The 5,079-nt window shown below is 67.8% G+C and carries 5 protein-coding genes and 1 pseudogene; 5 read left to right on the forward strand and 1 reads right to left on the reverse strand.

Annotated features, from left to right (window positions below):
* A pseudogene (gene rph / locus AC1VAN_RS10800) lies at nucleotides 1-158 on the reverse strand (ribonuclease PH); the annotation flags it as partial.
* On the opposite strand from rph, the gene AC1VAN_RS10805 reads away from it, so the two are divergent.
* From AC1VAN_RS10805 to AC1VAN_RS10825, 5 genes are all read left to right on the forward strand, one after another.
* Nucleotides 138-425, forward strand: coding sequence for a VOC family protein (locus AC1VAN_RS10805; protein WP_480985787.1), 288 nt, complete (start codon nucleotides 138-140; stop codon nucleotides 423-425). The pseudogene rph and the gene AC1VAN_RS10805 sit on opposite strands and share 21 nt — an antisense overlap.
* Nucleotides 425-1,027, forward strand: coding sequence for an RdgB/HAM1 family non-canonical purine NTP pyrophosphatase (rdgB, locus tag AC1VAN_RS10810; protein WP_025874208.1), 603 nt, complete (start codon nucleotides 425-427; stop codon nucleotides 1,025-1,027). Before AC1VAN_RS10805 ends, rdgB begins: the two co-directional genes overlap by 1 nt.
* A gap of 26 nt (nucleotides 1,028-1,053) precedes the next feature.
* Nucleotides 1,054-1,554 (forward strand): hypothetical protein, encoded by a 501-nt coding sequence (locus tag AC1VAN_RS10815; protein WP_442252286.1) that lies wholly within the window; start codon nucleotides 1,054-1,056, stop codon nucleotides 1,552-1,554.
* A 34-nt stretch (nucleotides 1,555-1,588) separates the two neighbouring features.
* Nucleotides 1,589-2,815 (forward strand): radical SAM family heme chaperone HemW, encoded by a 1,227-nt coding sequence (gene hemW, locus AC1VAN_RS10820; RefSeq protein ID WP_442252287.1) that lies wholly within the window; start codon nucleotides 1,589-1,591, stop codon nucleotides 2,813-2,815.
* Between the two features lie 119 nt (nucleotides 2,816-2,934).
* On the forward strand, nucleotides 2,935-5,079 hold a 2,145-nt coding region (locus AC1VAN_RS10825; protein ID WP_480985786.1), incomplete at its 3' end, for a DUF1631 family protein.

The raw sequence follows: 5,079 nt of genomic DNA on the forward strand, positions 1-5,079 counted from the left end.
GTGTCGCAGTCGCTGTCTTCGGCGTAGTCCAGGTCCAGCACCGAGGTGCCGCGGTAGACGCCGACCGACACCGCCGCCACCGCGCCGAGGATCGGGTTGCGCTTGATGTCGCCGCGCTTCATCAGCACGTTCACCACATCGACCAGGGCAGCAAGCGCTGGGTGGTGGTCGGCCCGACCGATGGCAGCGCCGCCGCCCTGCTGCTGGCCCGCGCCAGCGACGACGAGCAGCGCAGTCGTATCGGCAACCAGACCGGTGGCCGCGTCGGCTTCTTCCTCAATACCGATGACTTCCGCCGCGACCACGCGGCGATGCTGGCTGCCGGTGTCCAGTTCCTGGAAGAACCGCGCGAAGAACCCTACGCCACGGTCGCGGTGTTCCGCGACCTGTACGGCAACACCTGGGACCTGTTGGAGCCCCGCTGATGAAGAAGCTTGTCCTGGCCAGCCACAACGCTGGCAAGCTGGTGGAAATGCAGGAAATCCTCGCCGACCTGCCGCTGCAGATCACTTCGGCCGCCGAACTGGGCCTGGGCGATGTGGAAGAGACCGGCCTGACCTTCGTCGAGAACGCGCTGCTGAAGGCGCGCGCGGCCTGCGAAGCGACCGGCCTGCCGGCGCTGGCCGATGATTCGGGCCTGATCGTCGATGCCCTCGGCGGTGCACCGGGCCTGTACAGCGCGCGCTATGCCGGTCACCCGACCAATGCGGCGGCCAACAATGCCAAGCTGCTGGAAGCGATGGCCGACATCGCCGATGGCCAGCGCAGCGCCCGCTTCTACGCCGTGATCGTGCTGCTGCGCCATGCCACCGACCCGCAGCCGCTGATCTGCGAAGGTCGCTGGGAAGGTCAGATCATCCGCGAACTTCGCGGTACCAATGGATTCGGCTACAACCCGGTGTTCCTGGACACCACCCACGGCCTGACTGCTGCGGAAATGGAACCGGCGTTGAAGAACGCCATCAGCCATCGCGCCATCGCCCTGCAGCAGCTCAAGCAGCAGCTCAAGCAGCAGTTCGCGGCCTGAACCAGCATCCGACAGGAGACTCAAGGATGACAGTGAAGCGCTACCGCACCGGAATGGAACTGGTGCAACTGCTTGCCGTACTGGGGCTGATCAGTGGTGCGATCTTTGGCGGCATGTTGGCGTGGACAGGGAAGGAATCCTGGTGGGCGGTACCGGTGGTTGCGCTGGCCGGCATGACCGTCATCACGCTCATCGGCGCGCCCATCATGTGGCAGCGCGTCGAACTGGACGCTGCTGCCGGCCACATGCGCTATCACAACATCGGCAGCCTGCATCGGTGGCGCCATGTGGCGTTGGTGGACGTGCTGGAAGTACGGCTTGACAGTTTTGCCGACAAGCGCAAGGCCATGGTCTCCGGTCTCCATCTGTGCATGCGCAATGGCTGCAGTCCGGCGCGCCACCGTTTGATGGACAACGCTATAGGCAGCTACAAAGGGCCCTCGCCCTTCTTCCGCCAGATTGCCGCTGCCGTGCTTCGCGCGCAGCCGCGCTCCCTGGTCGACCCTCTTCTACGGGCGGCGGACTGATCTGCCGCTCCCCCACGTCCGCATCACGCCAGCCATGCCGCACGCCCACGACCACGACCACTGCAACCACCTGCCCGGCGAGTCCTGCGACCACGACGCCCCGCCACGTCTGGTGCCACCGCCGCTGGCGCTGTACGTGCATCTGCCGTGGTGTGTGCGCAAGTGCCCGTACTGCGACTTCAACTCGCACCAGGCCAAGGGCGAACTGCCCTTCGATGCCTACATCGATGCGCTGGTGCGCGACCTCGACCAGGACCTGCCGCTGGTCTGGGGCCGGGTGGTCAGCAGCGTGTTCTTCGGGGGTGGCACGCCCAGCCTGTTCCCGCCCGAGGCGATCGACCGCTTCCTGCAGCAGGCCAGTGCCCGCCTGCGCTTTGCGCCGAACGCCGAGATCACTCTGGAAACCAACCCGGGTACCGCCGAGCACGGTCGCTTTGATCGCTACCGCGCGGCCGGGGTCAACCGCCTCAGCTTCGGCATCCAGAGTTTCGATGATGCCGCGCTGAAACGACTGGGCCGCATCCACGACAGTGGCGAGGCCGAGCGCGCGGTGAAGATGGCGCAGGACGCGGGCTACGACAACTTCAACATCGACCTGATGTACGCACTGCCGGAGCAGACCCTGGCCGGTGCCGAGGCCGATCTGGAACGCGCGTTCGCGTTGCAGCCGGCCCACATCTCGCACTACCAGCTGACCCTGGAACCAAACACCGTGTTCTTCGCGCGGCCGCCGCAGGGCATCCCCGATGAAGACCATGCCTGGGACATGCAGGAACACTGCCAGGCGCTGCTGGCGCAGGCCGGCTTCGGCCAGTACGAGGTGAGTGCCTATGCCCGCCCCGGCCGGCAGAGCGCGCACAACCTGAATTACTGGCGTTTTGGTGACTACCTCGGCATTGGTGCCGGCGCACACGGCAAGATCAGTTCCGGTGCCGAGGAACACGTGCTGCGACGCTGGAAACACAAGCACCCGCAGACGTTCATGGATACCGCAGGCACGGCCGCATCGTTCGGCGGTGACGAAGTGATCGCCGACGAGCGCCTGCCGTTCGAGTACATGCTCAACCTGCTGCGCCTGCACGAAGGGTTCAGCCTGCGCGACTTCGAATCGCGCACCGGCCTGGCCCGCAGCGTGCTGGACACACCACTGCGCGAAGCAGTGCAGCGTGGCTGGCTGGTGGTGGCAGACGGGCACGTGCAGCCGACCGAACTGGGCCGGCGCTTCACCAACGATGTGGTCAGCCTGTTCCTGGAAGCATGATCTGCTGCGGCGCCGCCATCGCAGGCGGCCCTGAATGGATCCATCGCTAAAGTAGCGCCTTCACCGGCCGACACGGTAGATTCCAAGATCGATCCGCGGGAATCCGGACCCCCTCGCCGATGTCTGCTGTCTTTTCCCTTTCCAGTGCCGACACTGCCCGCCTGGCCGCAGCCGACCTGCCGCCGCGCGTGCGCGAGCTGCTGGGCGCGTTGATCGGCCTGTGCCACCAGGCCCTGACGGCACCGCTGATCCTGACCGTGGAAGCGCTGGAGCAGACCCTGCTGCATGACGCCGACCATGCCCGCAACCCGCAGCAGCAGGCCGACCTGCTGGCACAGCGCGGCCAGCTGCATGCGTTCGCCGGCCACTTCAGCGACCGCATGCTCGATGCGCTGGCCGATGCGCTTGCGCGGCTGCGTGAACCGATCACCCCGGTCGTGGCCGCCACCACGCCACCGCCCTTGCCCGGCATGCTGGGGTTGAGCTTGGTGGCCGAGCATGAAGTCGACCGCGACCTGCTGCTGACCGAAATGGTGCGCCGGGAAACCCTGCGTTCGGCCAACGCCTTGAACCTGCTGGGCCAGCGCCTGGGTGTTGTTGCCGGCGCACCAGCCTTTGAAGCTGACACCCTGCCCCTGGCACCGCAGGCCCTGTGCGCGATGGTACGGAAGCTGGCCGAACAGGATGCCCTCAGCGCCGAGGTACAGATGGCGCTGTACCGCAGCTTCGAGCGGCAGGTACTGGAGCGGCTGGGCAATGTGCTCGACCGCGCCAATGCGCTGCTGGCACAGCACGGCATCCTGCCGGGCCTGGTCTACACCCCGTACCTGGCACGTTCTTCGAGCACCCGCCGGATCATCACCCAGTCGGTCGGCAGCGGCCGCAGTGGACGCCCGTCTCCGCGCGTGCCCACGCCGATGACCGGCTGGGGCGGCTCGGCACCGCCCGGCTCGTGGTCGACGTTGATGCAGGACGCCTTCGCGGATGCGGACGCGCCCGGCGCGTCGGCCGGCATGACGGTACCGGCCAGCAGCGTGCTGCACGAGATGCTGCAACAGGCGCGGCAGATTCCGCAGCCCGCGGCCGATCCAGCGGCCCTGCCCAGTGCAGCGGTTGATGCCGTGCTGGCGCGCCTGCAGGGGCAGGCCAGCGCCGCCAGCGCCATGACCGATCTGCAGGCCGCCGTGGTCGCCCAGCTGCGCAGCGAACATGGCGCGCAGGCCAGCCTTGGCAGCCACGACCGCGACAACCTCGATCTGCTGCGCCTGCTGCTGCAGCAGGTGCAGCAGCAGCAACGGCCGGACCCGGTGCCAGCCGCCCTGCTCGCGCGCCTGCAGGTACCGCTGGCGCGCGCAGCGATGGCCGACCCGGGCTTCTTCGTGCGCGACGAACATCCGGCACGCGAACTGCTCAACCATGTCGCTGAAGCCGGCGCCAGCTGGCTCGGCGATGACGATGTCGATCCGCAGCTGCTGCAGCGACTGGCGCAGAGCGTGCAGGGCCTGCTCGGCCAGGATGCACGCACTCCCGAGGCCTTTGCCGCCGCCAACGACGAGATACAGCAGCACCAGCGCGCCGCCGCGCACCGCGCCGAACTGGCCGAGCGCCGCCACGTGGAAGCCGCACGCGGCAAGGAGCGGCTGGAACTTGCGCGACGCCAGGCCAATGCGCAGATCGACCAGTGCTGCGATACGCAGGAGCCGCCGCGCTTCGTACAGACACTGCTGCGCCAGGCGTGGGCAGATGCATTGACGCTGACCCGCCTGCGCCACGGCGATGATTCGCCGCAATGGCAGGAGCGCCTGCAGCAGACCGAACGCATCGCGGCGATCACTGCCGAGGCCGCAAGCGAAAGCAGCGCGACCGACGCTGCGCTGGCTGCCGAGGTTGAATCGGCCCTGCTGCAGGTGGGCTACCACGCAGAGGAGGCGGCTGCCGTCGCGCGCCGCCTGTCCACGCCAGGTGGCGAAGACGAAAGCACCTCGCGCACCGAGCTCAGTGCACGCCTGAAGGCCCGTGCACGGCTGGGCGAACACACCGGCGCACAGGCCCCGGCAAGCGATGCGGCACCACGCAGCGAGGCCGAGGAGGCCAGTTACCAGCAGCTGTGCGCGCTGCCCTTCGGCAGCTGGTTCGATATCGACGATGGCGAAGGCGCGCTGCGCCGCCAGCGCCTGTCCTGGTACAGCCTGCTGACCGGTCATGTGCTGCTGGTCAACGCGCGTGGGCAGAAGATCGGCGAAACCACCCTGGATGCCCTCGCC

Source organism: Stenotrophomonas sp. 05L44_2 (assembly GCF_056665995.1).